This is a genomic window from Candidatus Melainabacteria bacterium (assembly GCA_003963305.1).
GTDB lineage: Bacteria > Cyanobacteriota > Vampirovibrionia > Obscuribacterales > Obscuribacteraceae > PALSA-1081.
The window spans coordinates 150,937-172,744 of sequence record RXJR01000003.1; the positions used below are offsets into that span (position 1 = coordinate 150,937).

The 21,808-nt window shown below is 51.6% G+C and carries 13 protein-coding genes; 9 read left to right on the forward strand and 4 right to left on the reverse strand.

Features of this window, described 5'->3' with window-relative positions; genetic code table 11:
* The first annotated feature begins 70 nt into the window (after positions 1-70).
* Positions 71-1,387 (forward strand): rhomboid family intramembrane serine protease, encoded by a 1,317-nt coding sequence (locus EKK48_03805; GenBank protein RTL45190.1) that lies wholly within the window; start codon positions 71-73, stop codon positions 1,385-1,387.
* 2 nt (positions 1,388-1,389) lie between these two features.
* Here EKK48_03805 and EKK48_03810 read toward each other — a convergent pair whose 3' ends face one another.
* Positions 1,390-3,123: a hypothetical protein gene (locus EKK48_03810; GenBank protein RTL45191.1), complete on the reverse strand. Its 1,734-nt coding sequence runs from the start codon at positions 3,121-3,123 to the stop codon at positions 1,390-1,392.
* A gap of 340 nt (positions 3,124-3,463) precedes the next feature.
* Between EKK48_03810 and mqnE the strand changes: the two genes are divergently transcribed.
* Positions 3,464-4,702: an aminofutalosine synthase MqnE gene (gene mqnE, locus EKK48_03815; GenBank protein RTL45192.1), complete on the forward strand. Its 1,239-nt coding sequence runs from the start codon at positions 3,464-3,466 to the stop codon at positions 4,700-4,702.
* 239 nt (positions 4,703-4,941) lie between these two features.
* Here the strand turns inward: mqnE and EKK48_03820 are convergent, their stop codons facing one another.
* Both EKK48_03820 and EKK48_03825 read right to left on the reverse strand, forming a co-directional pair.
* Positions 4,942-6,315, reverse strand: a complete 1,374-nt coding sequence (locus tag EKK48_03820; GenBank protein RTL45193.1) for a tetratricopeptide repeat protein — start codon at positions 6,313-6,315, stop codon at positions 4,942-4,944.
* On the reverse strand, positions 6,297-6,971 hold the full coding sequence (locus EKK48_03825; GenBank protein ID RTL45194.1) for a hypothetical protein: 675 nt from the start codon (positions 6,969-6,971) through the stop codon (positions 6,297-6,299). Before EKK48_03825 ends, EKK48_03820 begins: the two co-directional genes overlap by 19 nt.
* Positions 6,972-7,231: 260 nt before the next feature.
* Between EKK48_03825 and dprA the strand changes: the two genes are divergently transcribed.
* The 4 genes from dprA to EKK48_03845 all read left to right on the forward strand — a co-directional run bounded on the left by dprA (position 7,232) and on the right by EKK48_03845 (position 16,386).
* Entirely contained in the window at positions 7,232-8,395 is a 1,164-nt protein-coding gene (dprA, locus tag EKK48_03830) for a DNA-protecting protein DprA (GenBank protein ID RTL45195.1), read from the forward strand.
* A 374-nt stretch (positions 8,396-8,769) separates the two neighbouring features.
* The gene (locus EKK48_03835) at positions 8,770-13,263 is read left to right on the forward strand and encodes a serine/threonine protein kinase (GenBank protein ID RTL45196.1); all 4,494 of its coding nucleotides are present in this window, start codon (positions 8,770-8,772) and stop codon (positions 13,261-13,263) included.
* 21 nt (positions 13,264-13,284) lie between these two features.
* Complete coding sequence (locus EKK48_03840; protein ID RTL45197.1) at positions 13,285-14,787, forward strand: serine/threonine protein kinase; 1,503 nt, start codon at positions 13,285-13,287, stop codon at positions 14,785-14,787.
* Positions 14,788-14,907: 120 nt separating this feature from the next.
* Positions 14,908-16,386: a serine/threonine protein kinase gene (locus EKK48_03845; GenBank protein ID RTL45198.1), complete on the forward strand. Its 1,479-nt coding sequence runs from the start codon at positions 14,908-14,910 to the stop codon at positions 16,384-16,386.
* On the opposite strand, the gene EKK48_03850 is transcribed toward EKK48_03845, so the two are convergent.
* Positions 16,387-17,190, reverse strand: coding sequence for a TatD family deoxyribonuclease (locus tag EKK48_03850; protein ID RTL45199.1), 804 nt, complete (start codon positions 17,188-17,190; stop codon positions 16,387-16,389). It abuts the gene before it with no gap.
* Positions 17,191-17,304: 114 nt separating this feature from the next.
* On the opposite strand from EKK48_03850, the gene EKK48_03855 reads away from it, so the two are divergent.
* The 3 genes from EKK48_03855 (at position 17,305) to hflX (ending at position 21,686) form a co-directional block, all read left to right on the forward strand.
* On the forward strand, positions 17,305-18,159 hold the full coding sequence (locus EKK48_03855) for a hypothetical protein (protein ID RTL45200.1): 855 nt from the start codon (positions 17,305-17,307) through the stop codon (positions 18,157-18,159).
* A gap of 119 nt (positions 18,160-18,278) precedes the next feature.
* Positions 18,279-19,727: an FAD-binding protein gene (locus tag EKK48_03860; protein RTL45201.1), complete on the forward strand. Its 1,449-nt coding sequence runs from the start codon at positions 18,279-18,281 to the stop codon at positions 19,725-19,727.
* Positions 19,728-19,952: 225 nt separating this feature from the next.
* Entirely contained in the window at positions 19,953-21,686 is a 1,734-nt protein-coding gene (gene hflX / locus EKK48_03865; protein RTL45202.1) for a GTPase HflX, read from the forward strand.
* Positions 21,687-21,808 lie beyond the last annotated feature (122 nt).

The window sequence follows — 21,808 nt, forward strand, 5'->3', positions numbered from 1 at the left end:
GGGGAATTCCACAATTGCGGCTAGTATGTTTTAGTCGCAGAATCGTGTCATATCCGATTCTGCGGTAAAGATGGTGTCAGCAGTCAGAATAATCATTGCATTGAACGTCGCCTGTTTTATCGCGATGGTATGCAGCTCGTCTGTTCAATCGCTTTTAATTCCATCTTCAATGACATTATTGAACTGGGGGGCCAGTTCAGCATCTGAAACTATCGCTGCACATCAGTTCTGGCGACTGTTTACTTGCTCGTTTGTTCACGCAGGTATTCTGCACCTGGGCATCAACTTGTTCGTGCTGCGAGATATCGGGCGGGAAGTAGAAAAAGCATATGGACATCTTTCCTTTTCTCTCATCTACTTGCTTTCCGCGTGCGGTGGAGCGCTCACCAGTATCTTTGTCAACCCGCTCTTGATCAGTGCCGGGGCATCCGGAGCTATTTTTGGAAGCTTTGGTGCAATGCTAGCTGTGGTCTGGCGTCGACCTGAAAATTTTCCCAGAGGTTATTTGCTCCTCCATGGAAAAATCGTTGGTTTCTTAATTTTGTACAGCATAGTTTTCAGCTTTATCGATAAGAACACTGATAACGCTGCGCACTTCGGCGGCTGTTTGGTTGGATTCCTTGCCGGGCTGTGCTTTCTGCCAGTGCAGCGGAATCAGCCGGAGAGTTTGAAAAAGACAGGCGCGGCTCTTTTGATTTTGGCGCTGTTTGCCGTCACTTTTTTTGCGTATCGCCAACTTTCCAATCGTCCCGATGTTCTTGCCGAAACTTACTATCGCAAGGCGGTGCAGATGCTCAAAGAAAAGAATTACGCAGCCGCTCTGCCTTTGCTTGATATGACCATTGCAAAGGCTCCAGATAATGCCAACGCATATTGCGACCGAGCCAGAGCCAATCTCGAGCTGAAGCACTTCGACCGGGCTATTGCTGATTGCACCAGTGCCCTACGTGATAAAAATGTTGAGAGCAGCGCATATGCGATTCGTGCGGCGATATATCAAAAGATTGGAAATTACGCTGCGTCTGTCAAAGACCTCACCAGTCTGATCGACCTGGATGCTAAAGACTCGATGGCATACAATAACCGTGCCTGGAGCGAGGAAGCGCTTGGACAGTTAGATGCAGCGGTGCGCGACTGTGATAACTCGCTCCGGTTGAAGAGTGATAGTGCCACCACTTATGATACTAGAGGCGTGGCGCATATTTTGCTCAACGATTTTGAGCGAGCTAAAGTCGATCTCGCGCAAGCAATCAAGCTCAAACAGAACGACGGCGCATTCTACTATCATCTTATGATTGCGAAAAGGAGAGCTGGACAGTCATTCGACCTCGAACGACAGAAGTTCCTGGAACTGGGCTACACCCCTGAGTCTTGGGAGCCCAGGTGAGTTTATGGAATGAAATTGGCGAGGTCAGCCAGGAGCGCCGGTATAGAGGTGAGTACGAGCATGACAATCCAGAAAATCGGAGAATCTCCCTTTTTCAGGCTCAGTAAAAAGCCCAAGGAACCGAACGCCATGAGTGTGAAGATCAGTTTGGCGCTATGCCTCAATACCATAAGCCAGATTGCATTAGGCTGGTTCGCAAATACGATAGTGGTCAAAGGTCTGATACCGCTTTTCCCGATCCATTCGAATAGAGGTTTGACTGCCAGCAACTCCTTTGGTCTGCCGTCTTCGAGTGAGATGAAAAACTGAGCATCTGTATGCGCCCCAATGACCGGCTTTCCATCTTGCTCAAATGGTTTGATGATGAAAACGTTGATCGTTTGGTGTGCGGCAACGAATTTTACATTGAAGCAGCTTATAGTGCCTGGCTCAGGTTTCTCAGGCTCCATCTTCGCTTTTGAGAACACTAATTCTTTATACAGGTCAAGTTTCTTTTGCTCAATGTCCTCTCCCGACTTGGTATTACCGTCGGTGACTTGTTTAAAGACAACCAGGTGTTCCTTTTCATCGTATGGATTGAAGTATTTCCCGACCGCTTCAGCCGTGGTTGGATAACTGTGATTCTTGTCGAAATATGCCTGAACTCGTTCCGAAATCTTCTGCGCTTCACCGGTCAGTACATTTTCTGGTGCGCGTGCCTCGAACAGTTCGATGTTTGATTCGACGTCCTTAACGCCGTGCTCTGTTTTTGCCAGGAATATCTGTTTTTGAAATGGGCTGAGTGCGATCACGTCGACGAAGTCACGTGGATCGCTGAAGAAGAAACGTACCGGAGTTTTGACATTGTCGCCGCCGATCTGAAACTGTGCCGTAGATGCGTCGAGTAGCTTGAAACCCTTCTCGTGCTCTGCTGACCAGAAGTCGCGGGGAAATGTATCGAAAAGTTGATTTTGTCGCGGCACGATGTTGTAGCCGACCGCAACGACAATGGCGATAACGGCCATGACTCCGAAGCGTATGAACATCTTTTTTTGCTTCACTTCAGGAGCTTCTACTTCCTGAACCGGTGCCATGTCGTTTGTGGACCCAAATACTTTCTCGATAAATTTTTCGAAGGCAGATTGCTCGAGGCTGCCTATTTCGCGTCGGCTGCCGCCTCCACCTCCGCTGTATTCAGGCTTTTGTGCCAGTTCGTCGAGAGCACTCTTGCGGTTTACTGTGCCGCCTGACCGAGCCCCTTCGCCAGATTGCGTCGGGCGAGGCCCGCCGCCTGTGCGGATGTCAGGTGGGGCTCGAAATCCACTATCTCTTTCCTGGTCGCGATCTCGTCCCGGTGGTTTGACATTGCGGTCTTCCAACCTCAGACCGGGCATCATACTGGCGATTTGAAACAGTGCCGTCATCAAAGGATTTTCAGCCGAACCGCCGGAATCGAGCTTTTCTTTTTTCGCTGCTGCTTTCTTGCGCAGGGCAGTTTTTGAGGGTGGAGCAGCGTAAGACGCATAGCCGGAGCCATCTTCAGGCTCGTTATGTACTCCATAATTCAGGTCAGGCTCTGGCTCATTCCGGTACGACTGCGCGGGTTGTTTTCGGGGAATCGCCTTGCGCGGCATCGGCATGCTGTTGGGCGACAGTTTCTGATTTGATCCGGTTCCAAACTGCGGCGATTGACCAGGCTGACCTGAGCCGGTCATCTCGTGCTCTTCGTCTTCGTAATCGTATGGTCCGTTCGACATACATCCTGGCCTGTTACATGACTGCTAGTTCGCCGCGCCCCCGGTTGCACCGTGTATCGTAACTGAGCTGTCCCCAGCTATCTGCCCGTATTGTCCGTAGCCCTAACAGGTCTGATAATCGCTTCACCCACGTTCCGTCAGAATTGGCCGCTCTGACGCTTATTTTGGACTGCTGTCATCGGGCGTTTGTAATTTCATATGTTCGTTCCATGGCGCTGCGACACTATATCCGGTGTCAATCGCAAGTAATACGGCATCGCCAATTTTAGTTGTCGAGCTGTAACAAGTGGAGAAAAACAGCGCAAATGAAAGTCACAGATTTAAAACAAGCTGTCTTGACATGTTAGGATCTGCCCTGAGGATAGGACCACCTCAGCAAAGGAGTTCCAACGTGTCAGCAGTTCTCGAACAAGTTCTACCGTCATCCCATCCACTGGCAGACATCGGGCTGAAAGTCCAGGCTGGTCAGCGGTTAAGCAGAGAAGACGCGATCCGTCTTTACGAGTCAGATGATTTGTTGGCAGTAGGTGCGCTCGGTGAGTTTGCTCGCAGGCGCAAAGCCGGACCAGGTCGTGAGAAGTATGTGTATTACATTCACAACATGCATCTCAATCCCACCAATTTTTGCATCGAGACTTGCCGTTTTTGCTCTTACGCCAATCCCGAAGGCAAGGGAAAAGCCTACACCTGGACTGTAGATCAGGTACTGGCAGAAGCGAAAAAGGGTTCCGACCTGGGAATTAATGAAATCCATATGGTCGGTGGGCTTAACCCCGCCTGCGATCTCGAATATTACGAGGAAGTGTTGAAGGCTATTAAGGCCGAGTTCCCGCACATCCATATGAAAGCCATGACGGCTGTCGAAATTGAGTATCTGGCCAACCTCGAACACATTTCTTATGAAGACACGCTCAAGCGGTTAATCGCAGCTGGGCTCGGCTCCATGCCGGGCGGCGGCGCTGAGATTTTTGATGAAGAAGTTCGTCGGGCCATGCACGTCAAGAAAACACCAGCAGACGTCTGGTTGGAGATTCACGGCATTGCTCATCAGTTGGGATTAAAGACAAACGCAACCATGCTGACTGGTATCGGCGAGAGTCGTGAGAACAAAATCGACCATATTCTTTTGTTGCGCAACCAGCAAGATTTGACCGGCGGCTTTCAGTGTTTCATTCCGCTCAAATGTTATTACGACGGCACTACTATCGCAGACGAGGTTGTTGAACCGAGTGATGAGGAATTATTGCGAGACATCGCCATTTCTCGTTTGCTTCTCGATAATTTCGACCACATTAAAGCGTACTGGATTCAGCTGGGCGTTGAACTTGCACAGCTTGCTCTCTCTTTTGGTGCAGATGATTTAGACGGCACGATTGTGGAAGAGAAAATCACTCATGCTGCTGGTGCGAAAACACCTTTGCAACTTGCGAAAGATAAAATGGAGCACTTGATATCCGGTGCCGGTTACATACCTGTTGAACGTGACACTATCTATAACATCAGGCGGGTTGCCGATTTGCAGCCTCAATCGGTTACCCCAATATCCGAGCGTGTTGCGGCATTAGCGCATTCTAAATAAATCTAGTCTCTTAACCTGACCTTAACCGAAAAAGCACGACAATTGATATATGTCTCAATCGAGACCGATATCAAACGATATCCAATGTCATCCCCGGCGTAGGAGTTTTTATGACGATCGTGAGCGGCCTGACCATTGTGGTTTTGTCTGCAGCATTAGCAATGTGGTTGAACGACAACTTTTCTTTCGGCGGCAGTCTAGCCGACGAGTAGCGTCAAAAAACTTTCTCATTCAAAGCTTTATAAACTGAACTGACCCATCTGGTTTGCTCTCTGGATCATGAGCTGCACCGGTGCGCCCTGCTGTTTTCTTGAGAGTATCTGATTGGCATCAGCCATACTCTTCACGACATTACCGTCTACGGCTTTGATCAGGTCTCCCTGTTGCAGTCCCACGTGGGCAGCCCGTGAGGCAATACCGATCTGGACTATCTGCAGACCGTCATGTGCAGGCTTGGCAATGATACCGATACCGGCCATGAAGTCTATATTTTGAGCAGGTTGAACAGCCGGAGCAACATAGTTTTGTTGAGGCGGCATTTGCTGCGGTTGTTGTTGCGCTAGCGCCTTTTTGTCTTTCTTCGCAGGCTTGGTCGGTTTGCCATCCATGCCCACTCCGCCGGTCGCTTGCTGGTACTGCTGCCACTGTTGATCGTTCTGCTTCTGCGCCTCTTCCCCTGCTTTTAGATTGGCTGAAAGCTGTTGTACTGCCTGCTGGTAGCGAGGCTCTTTGGGTTCGAGTTTGAGAGCTTGTTTGTAGTAGACAAGCGCGTCAGTGTAGTTTTTAGTGACGAAATAGAGGGTGCCGATGTTGTACTTTACCAGTGCCTTATTCGGTGCTTTGGCATCTAATTGTTTGTACAGATCGAGTGCCGAAAAATATTCCTGACGTTTGTAAGCGGCGGCCGCATCTTCTGCTAATACGCGCAATTCACCGGCTTTGTCGTCATTCTTTTTTCGTGCCGTCAATTTTTTTTCTACGGCGGTGATTGCTTCCTGATAGTCGCGATTGTTTGGATTTTCCTCTGCTGCTTTGTGGTAGCAGGCGGAAGCTTCCACTAAATTGTTGGCAGATTCGTAAACGACACCGAGGTTGAAGTGCGCTTCCGAGTTGTGTTGATCGAGTCGCAGCACTTGTTCAAAGCGTTCAATGGCCTGCGGTCCTCTTTTCTGACGCCACAGCTCTACGCCCTCGGCAAGCAGTTTGGCTACTTCTTCTTCACGTGCAGCCATGACAGCGATGCGGGCTCTTTCCATCTCCGCCTGCGGGTCTGCCTTTTGCACCGGTTGTGGTGGCGGCGCGGCGGCCACGGGCTCAGCCGGTGCACCAGTAACGGTGCCATCAGGGTTTACTTGTGGACCTACTGCAGTCTTAACTCGTTCCAGTCTCTGAGCAAAATCACCAGGCACGGCGTCGCCGAAAATGCGTTTCTCAATTCTTGCCAGCCGTGCTTCGTTGTCGTCGTCACTGTATGTCTTGAAAAAAAGCTTTTGCTCCATAGCCCCAAGCGTGGCTTTATCGCCGGTTTCAGCACCCTTGGCCAGGCTGACCAGGGGGGCACTGCATATGATGGCGACGCTGAGAAGGAGAGCTTTTACTTTTCCTTGATCCATTGTTTGACTTTCTCCATCGGAAAGCCTTTACCAAAGCTGCCAGGAACGAAATCTTGCTCGCCGGCTTGCTTTATATGCGATTCCCAGCCTTGCACGAGAGTAATTGAAGTTCGCTGTGTGCCCTGCGGGAACGCATGAAGGGGGGCTGCCTGCATTAATGCTATCATCTGCAGCCGATCGTATGCCGGATTGCCCGAACTTTGCTTCAAAAACATATTGCCGATTTGACCGTTGTTGTAACAGGTAAATTGGATCAAAGCCGGGCGGGCTGTAACGAATTCGTTGCCGACTACTTCTTCGTTCATTCGCAAGACGTAGTACCATCGGTCCGCCAGCTTAGCGATCCAGCCTGACCAGTCGACTGCATATTCCTGCAGATAACTTTTATCAGGTTCGGATTTTTCCGGTTGAATTGCCATCGCCGGCACAGATGTTTCGGCCGAACCGGCAAAGGCCATCTGCGGTGGTGCCTGTTTGGGCGCCAGTGCTCCCAGATTACTCGTGTCCACCTCACTGCGGCTCAGTCGTGACTGGCTTGTTGTCATTGCCTTGAGCTTGTAAAGCTGATTTGAATCCTGAGCCTGTCCTGCAGTTGCTAAAAGACAGGCGAACCCGGAAGCAAGTGACAGGTAAATAAATTGGCGTCCTGAATTCATGACAAACCCCGGTGGAAGTTGGTCCGGGCTATTCCCCGACTCATATAGCATCACTATATGAATCGCTGCCGGGTCTGTAACTGGTGAAACTACGTAGCCAGTGCGCTTAGAACAGTCTCACCCTCTCTCTGGCTACGGGTCGCTAAGTAGAAGCCGACTCTGCCTGCTCTAATTAACTTGCTACCGTATACTTTCAAAACGGCTGAACTTTTTTTCCATATTTACAGTCTTAATGAAAGTAGGTTACCCGAGGTTTGCCAATGAGTTCTGGCCCGATGAACGTGGATGACGATTTGTGGACCGACAATGAGCAAGCACACTGGTTGGCGTTTGACCAGCTTTCTGGGCCGGGTCTTGGCGTTACCCGTATCAAGCGTTTGTTTCAGGAGTTGCATTCGCTGGCCGAGGCCTGGACTGCCAGCCGCGATCAGTTGCGATCGCTGGATATACTCAAGTTGGATGTCATCGATGCCTTTATAGAAAAGCGCAAATCCATAGATCCGTCGGCACTTCTAGAGAAAGTGCGCAAGGAAAATATTCAGGTATATCCTCTCTATCACCCGGTCTATCCGATGCGGTTGCGAGAGATTCACGATCCGCCCGTAGTTTTGTACGTTAATGGGCGGCTCACTCCTGACGACATGATTTATGCCGTAGGAGTCGTCGGAACGCGGCGACCGACCAGCTATGGCACTAAGTATGCCAAAGAAATTTCACGAAATCTAGCTCGCGCTGGTGCCACGATTGTAAGCGGCATGGCAGTTGGCGTCGACTCTCTGGCGCACTGGGGTGCCATTGAAGGTGGTGGCAGAACAGTGGCTGTTCTGGGCTGCGGACCCGATGTTTGCTATCCTTCGGGCAACCGTCCTCTCTTCAAGTCGCTCGTAAGCGGCGAACACGGGGCTGTTGTGTCCGAGTTCTTCCCCGGTACAAGACCTGAACCATGGCGATTTCCGGCTAGAAATCGCATTATCAGCGGCTTGTCAAAGGGGCTGGCTGTAATTGAGGCGGGTGAGACTTCCGGCTCTTTGATCACCGCCAAAATTGCTTTTGAGCAAAATCGTGAAGTTTTTGCTCTGCCTGGGCGCGTCGATAACCCGATGTCCAGAGGCACAAACAAGTTGATTAGCGCGCAGACGGCTCATGTTCTGACCAGCCACGAAGACATTTTGAACGAGTTGAGTTGGACCAGTGCACCATCGAACGGGCCGATACCGGTTGTGGTTGAGCTTTTTGGTAAAGAAAAAGAGGTTTTCGAGCTGATTAGCGCCGAACCGGTTCACTTTGACCATTTAATCGAGCGATCGGGGCTGCACTCAGGCGAGCTTTCGGCCACCTTGACGATGCTCGAGCTGGCCGGAGTAGTCGAGAGGTTGCCTGGTGATTGGTACTCTCGTCAGACCACCAGTTTTATGAGCAAGTGAAACACTGCAGACCGTTTTGAGCACCTGACGACCGTCTTGCGCGAGTGTCGGATAATGCTGTTGGCTCGGTTTCGTCGATGAGTCTTTTGACAATGTGGAAAATTTGAGCCAATTTGTGTCAGTCAAGCGGCCCTAAGAGTGGCACAAGAGGCTTAGAAAGAGGTATTGTAATTGCAGGTGTTTTATTGCTTAAAGCTTGGCGGCTTGGCTATTTCATCTACTTAATCCTGTCGAATTTAAGTGCATATTTTGCACGGCGACGTGTAGGCGCGTGATTCCAGGGTATCTTAATTGTTGGGGAGCTCTTCGCATTTGTCGATGCAGCGTGGGCGAGCGTCAATATTTTTCAGTGAGGTTATCGGAATTCAACTGATATGAAGCTCTGTCTGCGATGCAACCAATATTTTGAGGATGGCATCGAGCTTTGTCCGATGGACACTTCTACTTTGGAAGCGGTAGGAGAACATCCATTGATTGGGGCCCTGATCAACGATCGATACGTGGTTGATTCGGTCATAGGAAAAGGTTCGAGCGGAATCGTCTATAAAGCCACCCGGCTCCTGATGGGGCGCGAGGTGGCTGTAAAAGTGTTGCACAGTTACCTGGGCGCCGAAGCAGGAGCTCTGGACCGGTTTTTAAGAGAAGCCAGAGCTGCCAGCCGGCTTCGTCATCCGCATATCATCAATATCTGGGAGTCTGGAGTAACCGATGACGCCCAGCCGTATTTCGTTATGGACTATCTGGAAGGCATGACGCTTGCGGACCTGGTCAGGCAAAAAGGCTATCTGCATGCCGCACGCGCCATGCCAATCATTACCCAGATTTGCGAGGCCCTGAGCGAAGCGCATCGCCAGAACATCATTCATCGTGACATCAAGCCCGAGAACATCGTGCTAGAGACGAACGAGGGCGATAACAATTTTGATGACTATGTGAAAGTGCTCGACTTCGGTATCGCCGACGCACCATCAGGCACGTCCGGAGTGCCCAAGCAGAAGACAGCCGCCGGCAGCCCAGCCTATATGAGCCCTGAACAGTGCCAGGGATTCGAACTCGATCAGCGCAGCGACATATACTCGCTCGCTATCGTTATCTTTGAAATGTTGACCGGCATGCGACCATTTGCGGCCGACGACGTCATGAAGTTGTTCTACATGCACGTCAGCCAGCCGCCGCCGACTCTCAGCAGCATGAGATCAGACCTGCGCTTCCCCATGCAGGTAGAACTCGCTATCGCCAAAGCCCTGGCAAAAAATCCCGATAACAGACAGCAGAGTATTAAAGAATTCCAGAAAGAGTTGGAAGACGCATTTGCCAGCTCTGACATGGGGTCAGGCAAGAGAGAAAGCGTAACAGTCGACTTGTTCTCGGTGCCCGTCGTAGACCGTTTGATGGATGGCGGCGGTGGCTCGACCAGCACAGGTTCTCATAATTTCTTGCCCGGACCTGAAGATTGGGAAGAGCCATCCGAAGAGGCAGTAATGCCTTCCACTCCAGCCGCTGCACCAGCAGCAAAATCGGATTCATCCGATGTCTCGGCCGCAGTAAATCGCCTCTTAAAGTCCGCCAAGCGCGCTTCTGAAGCTGTGAAGCAAGAAGATGTAGGCACCTGGGCAAGAGATGTTCTCACTCGTCATGAAGAGCAAGGTGGAGCAAAGAAAGATTCCCCTCAGCCTCTAAAAGCTTCAGGTGGTCAAAGCCCGCCTGAAAACAGTGGTCCTGAAGTCTCCAACTGGGCCCATAAGGTGTTGAGTCGTCAAAACACCGGTGAGATGAATGTGCCGGGCAACAATCAGGCAGGCGGTGCTGCAAAAGCTCCTGCTCAGGCTTCACCAAATGCATTGCCGGCGAATTCTTCGCCTCAACCGGGTGCGGCTTCAAAACCTGCTCTCTCGGCTGCTTCTACTCCACCTGCGGCCAAAGCTCCGCAACCAGGTCAGCCCAACAATCCTGCTGCCAGGGTGCCGACTGGTCCGGGGTCCGCTGCTCCTCGTCCTGGTCTGGGCTCCTCCACCTCTGCGGAAGCGCAGTCAATGCAGACTAAGCAGGGCAACAAAATCGCCAAGCCAATTGAACTCCTGAAAGCAAAATCGGCTGCTGAAGCAGCAAGACGTGGATCCGGTGAACTTCCCAAAGAAGTCGCCGAGGAGTCCGGTGCCGCTATTCCCCTGTCACTTAAAGCCGCAGAGCAATTTCAGAGCAATTCCGCCGGCTCCGGCATGCCATCAGATTCGGTGGCGAGACCGCTGGCAAAACAAGCCGGTAGTCTTGAGTCAGATCTCGACAGCCGGCTTGACGGAGTTAAGCCGGGAGCTGCTAAACCTGTTTCAACCAGTTCATCTGCCCCGGGTGCCAGGGCTGATGCCAGCCGTCCTGCACCGCCTGTAACACCAGGTAGCGGCGCTGCACCAAAATCGAACGCACCTCCACAAGCGGCTGGAGCGCAGGCGAGACCAGGTGCTCCTGCCGGCGCAGCACCAGCTTCGCCTACTGCTGCCGGTCTGAAACCAGGCGGTGCGGCCACGTCACCGGCTCGACCTGGAGTGCCGGGAGCGAACACGGCAAGACCTGGTCAGCCACCTACCGCAAGCGCTCAGAGACTACCTGGTCAGCCAGGCGCACCGGCGCAGGCAAAACCGGCTGCGTCCTTGCCGAACGCACCGCAAGCGAAACCGAACATGTCTTTGCCCAACGCGCCGCAAGCGAAACCAAGCACGTCTTTGCCCAACGCGCCGCAAGCGAAACCGAACACGTCTTTGCCCAACGCACCGCAAGCGAAACCGAGCACATCTTTGCCGAACGCACCGCAAGCGAAACCGAGCACATCTTTGCCGAACGTACCGCAAGCGAAACCGAGCACATCTTTGCCGAACGCACCGCAAGCCAAGCCGAGCACGTCTTTGCCGAATGCACCGCAATCGAGACCGAGCACGTCACTTCCCAATTTGCCCGCTCAAACATCAGCTGCGACGCCGATAGCGCCGACACCAGTACAGCCTGCAGGCAACAGCGAAACGGTAAGTTCCGAGCGACCAGCTTTTGACCCGAGCCGATTCGAGCAGCCCGTCAACAGGCCTGCAGAGTCGCTCAATCCGTTTGCACAAGCAATCGACGGACTGCTTGATGCCGCCATCATGCCCAAGACACAGGAAGATGTGCGTCGGTCTGCCAACAAACTAAAGCAGATGGAGGCACCACCCGGAAATGCTCCCGATCCACTCGATCCGAGTCGATTCGAGTTGCCTATAAACAGTAGAGCATCATTTGATCCATCGCGGTTCGAAAATCCGATCAATAGAGAAGCACTGGCCGATGCCGCCGCTGCTGATAATTCGCGGTTCGACCAGCCCGTCAATAAAGGTTTTATATCGGGTAGTGCCGCCGGCAGTAAAATGCTTGGTGCAAGTGAGTCCGAGAAGAAGACGATTGAGCCTGCCGCCAGCACTTCTCTCGACGTTAATCGTTTTGAGCATCCAATCAACCGAGCGGAAGAGTCGCTCAATCCTTTTGCGCAGGCAGTCGATGGATTGCTTGATTCGGCAAGAATAAAGCCTGAGCCCAAACCTGTTACAGCCACGCCTTCTGACCTCGGTCAAACAGCGGCTGCTGTTGGTAAGCCACCCGATGCAGCGGCTATCGAAGCTCTTGATAGCACGGCAGAGGAAGATCGGGTACATGATGCCGTCAGCCGTTTGATCGAAGCCGCCAAGCGCTCGCCTGAACCGACGCAGAAGCCCGAGGTTCTGAACAAAAAGATAGAGGCGGTCAAGAAAAAGATCGAAGCTTTGAAAGCTGCAGATGTAGCAAAGCCGATTTCAACAGGGCTGCCACCGGAAGCAGTGCCACCAGCACCGGTGCCCTCAGCGCCAGCGCCGACACCAACGCCTGCGCCTTTCGTTCCGGGACCAACCGATTCCAATTCACTTTCAGATGCTGTTAACAGGCTGCTGGAAGCCGCTCAGCGTCAGGAGACAACTACTAATGCTCCGGCTTTGCCACCGCAAATGGTGAACCCGTTCGCTGATGCATACTCCAGCCCCGCACCACCAACGCCACCACCGGCACCGGCCGTGTACGGCGGCACCAGCCCCAGCACTGCCAGCAGCAGCTCACTTACGAACGTGCCTGCTTCCAATCCGTTTGACGCCGCTGCCAGCACTTCGATGGTCAATCCATTTGCTCAGGTCGCATCACCCGACCCGAGAACAAGTGGCAGCTTCATGCCGTCTGCCAATGTCCCCGGACCAGCCGCGCCCGATCCGAACAAGAAACCGCCCGAAGGCAGTGCTTTCCAAAATTATGTCAGCGCTCCGACAGATCGCATGACCAGAGCTGCCGAGTTGATCAATAACGCGATCAAATCAAGCAAAACACCTGAAGTCGCTCAAGACTATTACTCCGGGTTTAAGAATGATCCCAAGCAGATACAGGCTGAACGTGCTGAGACCCTGAAGAAGAGCCGCGCTCGTGTAAGAAGGAATTTTCAGGGTCCGCCGAAGCCACCACTATGGGTGGCACTAATTCTGGCTTGTCTGGTGGGCGGATTCGCTCTCTGGTATGGCGGCTTCCTGCCCTTCTTCGGTCCACCGAAGTCTTCAGCGCCTCTCAGTCTTGATGCTTATATCAAGCAAGGTAAATATGAGAAGGCTCGTGAGCTTTTGGAAGCTAAAAAGAAAGCCGGTAATCTCTCAGCTGCCGAAACAGAGAAGATGAATACCGTCTATTATCAGCTCGGTTTGAAAGAAGGCAAGGAAGAGAACTATCAAGATGCTGTCAAAGACCTGAAGATGGTTTCTCGCAAATCTGACCTTTATCCTTCAGCAGCCGCCAAAATTCGTGAATTCAAAAAGAAAATGAGCGATCTATAGTTTCGCGATGCAGTGCTTTCAATGAAACTGTGTTTGCTCTGTAGCAGTAAGTATGATGATACTGTCTCTGTCTGTGAGCGAGATGGCGCCAAGCTCGTAATCGCCGGCAGTGACAATTTGATCGGTACAGTTGTAGGCGAAAAGTATCATATCGACGAATTAATAGGCAAAGGTTCTGTTGGCCGTGTTTATAAAGCACACCGGGTGGCAGACAATTCCTTCGTGGCTGTAAAAGTTTTGCGTGAAAATCTGAGTAATGACAAAGAAGCGCTGGCTCGTTTCAAGCGCGAAGCGCAGATGCTGAGCATTATTGAGCACCCCAACATCGTCGAACTCTATGATTTCGGACAGACAGCAGGCGGCGAGCCATTTTTTGCGGCTGAATATCTCGATGGAAAGACGTTAGCGACTATAATCGCAGAGCGAAGATGCTTGACTGTGTCTGAGGCTCATCCCATTTTTTCTCAGGTTTTTAGCGCTCTGGCAGAGGCTCACAGCCATGGTTTCATTCATCGTGATATTAAGCCGACTAATATCATTCTTGTTGAAAATCAAGATCAGCCACTGGTAAAAATTCTTGATTTCAGTCTTGCTAAGCTGCCACCGCTGGCGGTGGAAGATCGTGTCACCGAGGACGGTATGTTGAGAGGCACTCCTGCTTACATGAGCCCCGAGCAGTGCCAATCAATGGAGGTTGATAACCGCAGCGATATCTACTCTCTTGCTGTTGTCTTGTTTGAGAGTTTGACAGGTCTGCGTCCGTTCTCCAATAAAAATTCCGTTATCACCATGCATCAGCAGATGAACGACATGCCACCGACTTTGATGGCAGTTCGTTCTGACCTGCAATTTTGTGAAGAGCTGGAAGTTTTGATCGCGCAATGTCTTTCTAAGAAACCGGAAGGGCGACCCGCGTCAGTAGAAGAGTTCCGGCAGAAGTTCGAACAAGCCTGCGAAGCACAAAAAAGGATTGCTGAACTCGAGATTAGCTCTGGTTATGCTGAACGACCTCGGGTTAAAACGTTGGACAAGCTCACGCCCCTGGAGGCATTCCGAGAAGCTGATGAACGCCGCAAAGAGCTTGACAAGATTCTTGCTGACGAGTCAAGCGCTCGCAAGCTTACTGAATTACGCGCTGAAAAGATTCGTGCCGACGAGAGTGAGTCCGAAACAATTCGCATGACGACTGCGGAGCTTGAGTCGCAACGAGTCACTGCCGTTAATGAGATGGACAACAGGGACAAGAACAGGGCTGAGAACAGAGTTGAGGGCAAGGCTGAGAACAGAGCTGAGAACAGACTTGACAGGGCTGTCAACGGGTTGAACAGCGTACCGGCTGAACATGAGCCCGGCTTTGATCTCACAACTGCACCAGTGCATCTGCGCCTTGCATCGTTTGTTCTGTCGATGTGGTGGAGCCCCGTCGGGCGTAAGGTCATCCTGGGCTTGCTTGTTTTTGTGCTGCTGATAATACTTGTCACTACACTCCTGCTTACGCCTATTCCTGGCCCTTCTACGCCCTAGGCCCTTAAGCCTATGCCCCAGTGGTGGTAAGCTGGTCAACAAGAGAGTGTAAACTTCGTCTTTCGTTCTTTTTTGCAAGCCAACTGCGATGACGAACTAGCAAGGTTAACCTGAGTCTGAATGAAAGTCTGCCTGCGATGTAATTCCCACTATCTCGACAAGCTGATGGCCTGTCCTGAAGATGGTGCGAAACTCATACCGACCGGAGACGATCCGCTCATCGGTACGATAGTTGGTGGCCGCTACAAAGTCATTTGTGCTGTCGGCAGCGGTTCGATGGGTATCGTCTACAAGGCTGTGCAGGAAAATTCCGGTCGTGAAATGGCCCTCAAGGTGTTGCGAAATCTTCATCAGACCTCGGAGGATTCAGTCAAGCGATTTCGCCGCGAAGCTAAAACTGCAAGCAGTCTCAAGCATCCAAACATCGTCACCCTGTTCGACTTCGGCTTCATGGAAGATGGTCAGCCATATATCATTACCGAATTTTTGAAAGGTCTCACGCTTGCTCAGTTTCTTCGTGAGCACGGTCACATGGCACCTCTTAAAGCCAGAGCCGTAATCAAACAAGTCTGCGATGCGGTTGGAGAAGCTCATCGCCACCAGATCGTTCATCGTGACTTGAAACCGGAAAATATTGTTTTACAGGGAAAAGACCAGGGGGGACGCTTTGTTAAGGTGGTCGATTTCGGTATCGCTAAAATGCTCGGCGATACTGGTGCCACCTCAGCAGACCTGACTCTGGAAGGTAAAGTCTGCGGCAGCCCCGCTTACATGAGCCCTGAAGGCTGTCGGGGCGCGGAAATCGACTATCGCTGCGATATATACTCACTGGGCATTGTTATTTTCGAGATGCTGACCGGCAAGCGTCCCTTTGTAGCAGATGACTTGATGGCGCTCATGTTTTTACACGTCAACGAGCCTGCTCCTAAACTTTCATCGGTTCGAGTCGACCCTGCGTTCACCCCCGAGCTTGAGGCGGTGATCCGCAAGGCCCTCGCTAAGGAGCCTAAGGATCGCCAGCAGAGCGCAGAGGAGTTGTGGGAAGAATTCAATGCCGCCTGTCAGGGACAGCGACCCCAGAAGCGCCAGCAGACTGCTGACTGGATTCCATTTTCTTCCTGGAATGAACCTGCTTACTTGAAGCTGCCGGGGCTTGAGGACACGGAACCTGTTGATTTCAGCCATGAATTTGAAAATGAAATGGGAGATCGTGAAATCAAGTCACAGCGGCGAAAGAAGCTGCGCGATCTTTCCAAAGGCAAATTGTGGATAAAAGTTGTGGCTCTGGCTGCTGTTCTAGTCGCCAGTCTGGTTTATATGAAGGTGAGTCGCTACAAAGACGCAGTCGCTGTTGCGCAGGTCCTGAGCAACCAGGGGCGACCCGAAGATGCTGTGCGCATTCTAGAGCGTCTCAAGCAGCAAGGTGATCTGGCCACGGATAATTCAGAATCCCTCAATTCAGCTTATGTCCAAGCCGCCATGAAATTTGGAAACAAGCACCAATACTCGCAAGCAATCGAGCTTTTGCAGAAAGTTCAGCCCCAATCGAAATATCGCTCGGAAGCCTCTGATCTGCTCAAGAAATTCAAGAGACACTGATCAAACAACCGGCAGTGAAAATAAAGCGCGGGCGTTGTCGCGACATTTGGCGGCAATCGCTGCCAGCGTAGTGTTTCTGAGCTCTGCCAGCTTTTCTGCTGTGTACCAGACATAGGCAGGCTCGTTCTTCTTTCCGCGCACCTTCTGTGGTGCCAGAAAAGGACAATCTGTTTCTACGAGAATGCGGTCGTCCTTCACTAACGTGGCCGCTTCTTGAATTGGTTTAGATTTGGGAAACGTGACGATGCCGGAAAAGGACACATAGAAATCGAGCTTTTCGATGCGCGGAAGCAGCTCCGGTCCGCCCGTGAAGCAATGGAAGACGCCGCGAATTTCTCCTTTACCTTCTTCTTCCAGAAGTGTCATTGTTTCGTCCCAGGCATCTCTGCAATGAATGATGATTGGTTTGTCGGTTTCCAGCGCGATTTGAATTTGCGCTTTCAGGGCTCGCACCTGTGAATCGTGGTCGCTGTTGTTGTAGTAGAAATCAAGCCCGCATTCACCGATTGCCACCACTTTTGGATGACGGCAGGCCTTGTAGATGATATCGAAGCTATCATCATTCCAGTCCTTAGCATCATGAGGGTGCAGTCCTACAGCCGTATAAATTTCATCGTATCGATCTGCCAGATCGAGCAATTCCGGTATCGAGTGCAACACCACACCCGGGTTTACCATCTGCACTATGCCTGAGGCGAAGGCTCTCTGAATTACTTCCTCTTGATCGCTTTCAAAATATTCTTTTACGACGTGCGCGTGGCTATCTATAATTGAGCCACTTGATGGTAGTGTGGGTTCAGCCATTGTCTTCCCTTTCAGTAACCTGCTCTTTTTACTGAGTTAATCGCCGCCGGACCGCATTTGCGGTAATTTCGAATTTACTTTTTAGCCTTTTGGAGTAGAGTATAAAGTAGGCTCATGACATCAATTACTAACAGTCAAATTAGTGTAACGCCGATGTTCGATTTCAACTGCCGCAAGACAATCCGCTTTGCATTCGCGGCGCTTCTAAGCGCAACTATTGTCTTGCCCGCCAATGCCGAGCTTCTAAAGGGAACTGTCAACAAGCAAGACAGTGTCGGCGGCAGCGGTACAACCCTCAACCGCAACGACATACAGAAGATGGGCGACCCATTTGGCGGAGGCGGAGGACCTTCTCAGCCAGGACCAGCCGACCAGGCTTTCGACCCTGGCAACTTCCAGGTCTCGACCATGGCACCGCCCCAGGCGCCTCCTCCTGCCTTGCAGGGCAATGCGCAGGGACAGGGTCAACAAGATTTCCAGGGGCAGTATGGGCAGGCGATGCCGGCGCAGCAACAAGCTCCCCAGCAGATGCACAACCTCAACGCTCAATCTGGCGGGCCACCGCCCCAGCAGTTCAACCCAAACGACCCGGACAGTTCACCTGAGCTGCAAATTGCCTGGAATGAATGGCACAGGCGCGTCGCAGCAGCCGTTTATGAGCGATACTCGACTATGGCTAACGCTGCATTCTATCGCAGCCCGCCCATGGTGGCAGCGGCGGCGTATGTGGTCACTCGTGATGGACACATCGTCAACTCGCATCTGACTCAGAAGAACGGTAATCCAATTTTTAACGCTATCGTTCTTACAGCCATTAATTCGTTGAACGGCAACATGGCTATTCTGGCCTTTCCTCCCGGCTCACGTCGAATGACAGTCGATAAGTCAGCCACTTTCGCCCAGAACTATGGACCTCAACAAGGTTTCAAATATCAGATGGGTGACCAGGAAACGATCAGGCGCAAGTGAGTTGCTTGTTTCGCCCAGACCTTTGCCGGCAGTCGTCTTTGATTGCTGAATCGGCTAAATTGGCTTGTTAAATCATCAGGTCGCTCAATCATCCGGCTTGGCTTGCTAGAATCATTGGCATGCCAATTGATGCATCTATTGAAACTCGGCTGCGGTCGATTGTCGGCGACAAATATGTCTTGTCGTCTGCTGTAGACCTGGCTGTTTACGAATGCGATGCTGAAACCCTTGATATTGCCACACCTGACCTTGTTGTGTTGCCGAAATCCACTGATGAGGTGGCGGCTGTCATGGCACTGGCCTACGAGCACAGAATTCCAGTCTCGGCACGTGGTGCTGGAACGGGTTTATCAGGTGGTGCCACCACTGTTATGGGTGGTATCAGTCTGGTGCTGTCGCGCATGAACAAAATTTTGAGCATCGATGCAGTCGATCGAGTCGCAGTTGTGCAAGTGGGCGCCACCAATGTTTCTGTTTCGGAAGCGGCTCAGAGACACTCTCTCTACTTCGCACCAGATCCCTCCAGTCAAGCTGCCTCCACTATTGGTGGCAACATAGCAGAAAATTCCGGCGGACCTCATACGCTGAAATATGGAATGACGACCAATCACGTCATGGGTTTGAAAGTAGTTCTGTCCAATGGAGAGGTGATTACACTGGGCGGCAGAAGCCGAACTAAGGAAGGACTGGATTTGCTTGGAGTCTTCATCGGATCGGAAGGTACAATCGGCATCGCCACAGAAGCGATCTTGAAATTGATTCCCAGGGCGCAAGCAGTTGAAACGATGCTGGCTTATTTCAATACTGTGGAAGCGGCTGGACAAGCTGTTTCTGATGTGATTGCATCAGGTGTGGTGCCTGCGGCTATGGAACTCGTGGATCAGTTGACGCTTAACGCGGTAGAAGATTCGTGGCACATGGGGCTAGATCGAAGCGCCGGTGCATTGCTGATTATCGAGTTGGACGGTCCACGCACCGGCATTACGATACAGCGCAAGAAAGTTGAGTCGTGTATCGGCACAAACAATGCTACATCTGTTCAATGGGCTAACGATGCCTATGAACGAGCCAAAATATGGAAGGCAAGGAAAAGCGCCTTCGGTGCACTGGGACGAATAGCTCCTCATGGATATGTGCTCGACGGGGTTATACCTCGTTCTAAATTGGCGCTTACCATCAGTGAAATAGCCAAGATCGCCGCGCAGTATAATTTGACGATAGCTAATGTTTATCATGCTGGTGACGGTAATCTACATCCGTGCATTCTCTATCACAAAGATAACGCCGATGAAGTCAAACGTGTCGTTCAGGCAGGGCGTGACATACTCGAGCTGAGCGTCAGGCTGGGCGGAACGCTTTCCGGTGAGCATGGTATCGGTATCGAAAAGATTCTAGAGATGCCCACCGTATTTAGCGAAGAGAGTCTTGAATCGATGCGCTGGGTGAAGCAGTCATTTGACCCTGAAAATATATGCAATCCGGGCAAAGTTATTCCCACGCCAAAGAGCTGTGGAGAATCTGGCGGTCGACCTTTGCTTCGCCACAAACTGCTCACTTCGGGCTGCTAATTTGCCTGTTGGTAGATATCGATGAGATGTGCTTTGGCGCTCAGACTGGATTGCAATCAGGCGCGGCGATAACGGCGAAAATTGAGTCTATTTCGACGTTTCCGAGATTAATTATCGGTGAAATTATCGGTCTTTAGGGGTATGATCCCGAATGTGAGACTTATTGCAGGCGTGTGTACCGTTTTTACTTCAAAACTCAGTCTGGCCCCTTCTGGAGGATATTGATTGCACGGCAAAGTTGATCTCGCCAAATCTAAAGGACTGAAAAAATCGGAAATTAGGCAACTTAATCGTCTGCTGACGCAGCGTATTCCTGCGGATAAGATTCTCACTATCGAATTGGCCGACTCGGTCGCTGAACTTTCAAATTCAATCGGACAACCTGTTTCTCTAGTGGTCAACCGCAGAGGGCAGGTCGTAAATGTTACTGTCGGTCAGCCGTCAGATGTGAACATGCCTGAGCTGAGAGGGGTGCGGGTCGGACCAGGAAGGCTCTGCGGGCATCGCATCATTCACACTCATCTTGCCAAAGTCAGTGCCGGTGATGAGAAGAATGGCGTCGGTCCGAACAAAGAAAGTCTGCAATGTCTGGCTAGAAATCGCCTCGATCTGTTAGCTCAAATCGAGGTCAACCCGCAAGGCACGTTCAGCCGCTCTCGTGGCGAACACGCCAAGATGGCTGATGTCATTCATATTGCTCATCTGATGCCGGGACGAGACAGTGAAGGAAAAATTTGGAAGCTTCTCGAACCTGAAACTGCAAGAAGAGCGCAGGAAGAAAGTTTCGAAGCTCTGATCGGTGCTCTTGAAGATGAGTTCCGTAAAGTCGCTCCAGGCTTGCCTGTGGCGGAGGGCGAAGAGCGTGCAGTTCTCGTCGGGCTCGTTACCGACGGAGAAAATTCGTGGCAGGTTGAAGACGACTTAGATGAGCTGGCACAACTGGCGCGCACCGCCGGTGCTACCGTTTGCGAGCGTCTGACTCAGACTCGTCCGCAACCTGATCCTCGTTATTTCCTTGGCTCGGGCAAGGTTCAAGAACTGGCTCTAATGGTGCAGGAGATGGGAGCAAATCTCGTCATCGTCGATCAGGAGCTCACGCCTAATCAACAGCGCACTCTGGAAGAAGTTGTAGGTGTGAAAGTCATCGACCGCACCGAGCTTATCCTGGATATATTTGCGCAGCGCGCTCAGACTAGAGAAGGTAAATTGCAGGTCGAACTGGCGCAACTCAAGTATCTATTGCCCAGGCTGATCGGAAAGGGGTTGACTCTGAGCCGATTGGGAGGCGGTATTGCCACAAGAGGTCCGGGTGAAACGAAACTTGAAATCGATCGCCGCCGCATTCGTGAACGCATCAATTCATTAGAGAAAGAAACCGAACGCATTCGCTCTCATCGCGATACCCAGAGGCGCCGCCGCAACGACGATAATCTGCCGGTTGTATCTCTTACAGGCTATACGAACTCGGGCAAATCGACTTTGCTCAATGCTATGACGAAGTCGAATGTGAATGTGGAAGACAAACTGTTTGCCACCTTGGACCCGACCACAAGGCGCACGACCTTGCCTGACCATAGCCCCGTCTTGCTTACCGACACCGTAGGATTTATCAAAAAACTGCCTACTTCCCTGGTTGCTGCTTTTCGGGCAACACTCGAGGAGGTGGCAGTGGCCGATGTTCTGGTGCACGTGGTCGATGCCAGCCATCCCAACGTATCGGAGCATATAGCCAGTGTTTACGATGTTCTGAGTGAACTTGGTGCAGTCGACAAACCATTGATTACTGTGCTGAACAAAGCTGACATCGTGCGCAAGGAAGATTTGAAGTACCTGATTGGTCAGGTGCCCAACCCTGTAATCGTTTCAGCCACTAAGCGAGTGGGACTGGGCAGCTTGCTGACAACTGTCCAGGAAGTTTTACAGGAAGTCTGTCCGACTCGCCAGAAGTTCAGTGCCTGAAGCAGGGTAGGGGTTTAACTTGACGCCCGACTTGATTAAGGGACGCTAAATATTTGACATCTGCGGGCGGCCGAGAGCTATAGTGTTTGTAGCTAAGGAGCGCGGGTCGTAGCACCCCGTAG

What these genes read in the sequence shown, in the direction of transcription:
- EKK48_03805 (RTL45190.1), top strand. Translation starts at nt 71, where the DNA reads ATGGTGTCAGCAGTCAGAATAATCATTGCATTGAACGTCGCCTGTTTT.
- EKK48_03810 (RTL45191.1), bottom strand. Translation starts at nt 3,123, where the DNA reads ATGTCGAACGGACCATACGATTACGAAGACGAAGAGCACGAGATGACC.
- mqnE (RTL45192.1), top strand. Translation starts at nt 3,464, where the DNA reads ATGTTAGGATCTGCCCTGAGGATAGGACCACCTCAGCAAAGGAGTTCC.
- EKK48_03820 (RTL45193.1), bottom strand. Translation starts at nt 6,315, where the DNA reads ATGGATCAAGGAAAAGTAAAAGCTCTCCTTCTCAGCGTCGCCATCATA.
- EKK48_03825 (RTL45194.1), bottom strand. Translation starts at nt 6,971, where the DNA reads ATGAATTCAGGACGCCAATTTATTTACCTGTCACTTGCTTCCGGGTTC.
- dprA (RTL45195.1), top strand. Translation starts at nt 7,232, where the DNA reads ATGAGTTCTGGCCCGATGAACGTGGATGACGATTTGTGGACCGACAAT.
- EKK48_03835 (RTL45196.1), top strand. Translation starts at nt 8,770, where the DNA reads ATGAAGCTCTGTCTGCGATGCAACCAATATTTTGAGGATGGCATCGAG.
- EKK48_03840 (RTL45197.1), top strand. Translation starts at nt 13,285, where the DNA reads ATGAAACTGTGTTTGCTCTGTAGCAGTAAGTATGATGATACTGTCTCT.
- EKK48_03845 (RTL45198.1), top strand. Translation starts at nt 14,908, where the DNA reads ATGAAAGTCTGCCTGCGATGTAATTCCCACTATCTCGACAAGCTGATG.
- EKK48_03850 (RTL45199.1), bottom strand. Translation starts at nt 17,190, where the DNA reads ATGGCTGAACCCACACTACCATCAAGTGGCTCAATTATAGATAGCCAC.
- EKK48_03855 (RTL45200.1), top strand. Translation starts at nt 17,305, where the DNA reads ATGACATCAATTACTAACAGTCAAATTAGTGTAACGCCGATGTTCGAT.
- EKK48_03860 (RTL45201.1), top strand. Translation starts at nt 18,279, where the DNA reads ATGCCAATTGATGCATCTATTGAAACTCGGCTGCGGTCGATTGTCGGC.